Origin of the sequence: Autumnicola tepida, assembly GCF_031846485.1 — a bacterium.
Classification (GTDB): Bacteria; Bacteroidota; Bacteroidia; order Flavobacteriales; family Flavobacteriaceae; genus Autumnicola; species Autumnicola tepida.
Window position 1 is genome coordinate 1 of record NZ_JAVRHQ010000061.1, and the last position, 2,590, is coordinate 2,590.

Here is a 2,590-nt window from a genome sequence, read left to right on the forward strand (position 1 = left end):
TGGATATTCAGGTGATGCTGACCCCCCATTCAGGCCATACTGACCCCCCTAAGGATTTTGGTCAAAAAGATAAGTTAATGACAATATTACAGTTTTTTTCTAAGACTTTCTCCCTTAAGTTCTATTCGATGGGAGGTGTGTACCAGACGGTCTAAAATGGCATCCGCTATAGTGGCTTCTCCAATAATATCATACCAGCTTCCCACTGGTAATTGACTGGCAATAATGGTTGATGATTTTCCGTGCCTATCCTCAATGATTTCCATCAGATCCATTTGTTGTTTCTTGTCCAGATGAGCCAGACCAAAATCATCCAGGATCAAAAGGCTGGCCTTAGCCAGTTTATCAAAGAACTTCAGGAAGCTCCCATCAATACGGGTCATTTTGGTCTTCATTAGTAATTTTTGGGTATTGAAATATAGTACCTTATTCCCCTGGCCACAGGCCTGATGTCCTAAAGCCGAGGCGAGGAAGCTTTTTCCGCAGCCGGTGGCCCCGGTAATCAGCACCGATTCCCCTTTTTCCAAATAGGTGCCGGTAGCCAGTTCGGTGATCTGGTCTTTATTGATTCCCCTGGAGTTTTCCAGGTTGAGTTCTTCTATGGTAGCCTGGTACCGGAACTGGGCACTTTTCTTCAGGCGTTCAAAACGTCGGTGGATACGCTCTTCAGCTTCGGCCTGTAATAATACTTCTAAGCCTTCTCCAAAGGATAGCTCGTGGTGTTGCCGGGTTTCTACCATAGCTTTCCAGCTACTATACATGCCGTGAAGTCGGAGTTGTGATAATTGGTTTTCAATAGTGTTCATCTCATATTTAATTTTAATAGTTACTTATTTATAGAAAGAGGCTCCACGGATATTCCCATGAGCAGGCAGGGATTTTACCTGTGGCTCCTCCTGATAGTCAGTCATCCGGTTCTCCAGGACCTGCTTTAAGAACCGGTAAGAGTACTGCCCATGATCCAGGGCAATGCTGCAGGCTTTAATAAAGTTTTCCTTGTTGGTTTTCCGGGACAGGTTCAATATGCCATCACAGGTTTTGTAAAGCTGCTCGGGGTATTTGTCCTGTTTGAACAAGGCTTCCATATACCGGTAAAGTACCTCGGAGTGATTATATCCGCGTTGCAGGTAATAAGTGGGGCTACGCTCTTTATAATACTGGTGGTGGGAACACAGGTGTTCTTTCCGGGTGGTGTAACCTCCTTTTTGTGGTTCCTGGGATGGGTGGCAATAAGTCCTGCTTTATGATAAATCCTCACCAGCGACCGGGTGTAGATGACCTTGACCTTCATCCCGATATAAGTATAAGGTACACTGTAATAGTGTTTGTCCATCCCCAGGTAAATATGATTGTTTTTGGCCACTTTGTGCTCTCTATAATATTTGATCTCAAAGGGTGTTTCCGGTAAGGGCTGCAGGGTATGTTTTTCATCGGCCAGGAACTTTTCTTCTCTGCAGTAATCTTTCTGTTGCATCCGGGTTTGATTATGTTCCCTGACCTTCCCGGCAATAGCTTTGTTCAAAGAAGCAAGATCAAAGAAGGTAAGCTTGCGTAGCTTGGCATATACCCGGTTGTAGATCAGCTTTACCTGATTTTCTACTAAGGATTTATCCTGAGGTTTTCTGGGACGGGCCGGAGTAACTGAAGTACCATAGTGATTGGCAAAGTCTTCCAGGGCACGATTGAGTTCAGGCTCATAAGGATTGGCTTTTATTACGGCCGATTTCAGGTTATCGGGCACCAGGGTCTGTGGAACCCCGCCAAGCTCTTGTAAACAACAACCAAGGGCATATATAAAATCTTCCAGTTTCTGACTGGGAACTGCCAGGGCAAAACAATAATCGGAATACGGCAGACAGGCTACAAATACCTGCACCTTGATTTCCTCACTGGTCTCCCGATCAATATAGGATAAAAGTTTGCCGGCATAATCCACATACAGTTTTTCTCCTGGCTTATGGTTGAGTACCATGGAAGGCTTCCCGCTACGCAGGTATTGCTGGAGGTGCCAGCAGAACTGGCCATAGCTATAAGAGTGAAGGATCCCTGTTTTATACTCTTCCCAGAGCAGCTGCCGGGTAACACCCACTTTTTTAAGTTCTTTGCTGTAGTATTCCAGCTGCGTCTTAAGTTGCTCGTAGCGCTCATCTTTATAGGCCGGGTTCCCAGTCCATAACTTCCCTTCCAGTACCGGGTCTTCCATTGCCAATAGCGCTTCAATGGAAAGATTGCCTGCACGCGCCTTCTTTATATATCCTTTTACAGTGTTCTTGCTGATCGAGAGGGTCCTGGCGATGGTTTTTATGCCCTTGCCCTGCTTATGCATACGGAGGATTTGCTTTACTTGACTCATTCGTTTTGGTTTTCCGGCCATTGCTTATCTTTTGATGAATCCATCAAATAAACCAAAACCAATACAAAAAGCTGAGGGGGTCAACATCCTCCGGAATAAATTCACAGAGGGGTCAACATGCTCCGGAATAATATTCCAAGCCAGCTAATCTAATTTCTAAAGGGGTCAGTATCCGCCGGAATGACAGATACCTAAAAGGTTGTCTTTAGGGGGGGCAACATAGTCCTGAATATCCAT

General features: G+C 45.3%; 3 protein-coding genes. All 3 read right to left on the reverse strand.

The window, feature by feature from the left end:
* Positions 1-86 precede the first annotated feature (86 nt).
* The 3 genes from istB to istA are packed head-to-tail and all read right to left on the reverse strand — an operon-like array spanning position 87 to position 2,353.
* Positions 87-806 (reverse strand): IS21-like element helper ATPase IstB, encoded by a 720-nt coding sequence (gene istB / locus RM553_RS19265; protein WP_311536596.1) that lies wholly within the window; start codon positions 804-806, stop codon positions 87-89.
* 24 nt (positions 807-830) lie between these two features.
* The gene (locus tag RM553_RS19270) at positions 831-1,022 is read right to left on the reverse strand and encodes a hypothetical protein (RefSeq protein ID WP_311536597.1); all 192 of its coding nucleotides are present in this window, start codon (positions 1,020-1,022) and stop codon (positions 831-833) included.
* A complete protein-coding gene (gene istA, locus RM553_RS19275) occupies positions 1,019-2,353 on the reverse strand; it encodes an IS21 family transposase (RefSeq protein WP_311536598.1) in 1,335 nt (444 codons plus the stop codon). The genes RM553_RS19270 and istA overlap by 4 nt, the downstream gene beginning before the upstream one ends.
* Between the last annotated feature and the right edge of the window lie 237 nt (positions 2,354-2,590).

Coding starts and splice junctions, on each gene's coding strand:
- istB (WP_311536596.1), bottom strand. CDS start 806: ATGAACACTATTGAAAACCAATTATCACAACTCCGACTTCACGGCATG.
- istA (WP_311536598.1), bottom strand. CDS start 2,353: ATGAGTCAAGTAAAGCAAATCCTCCGTATGCATAAGCAGGGCAAGGGC.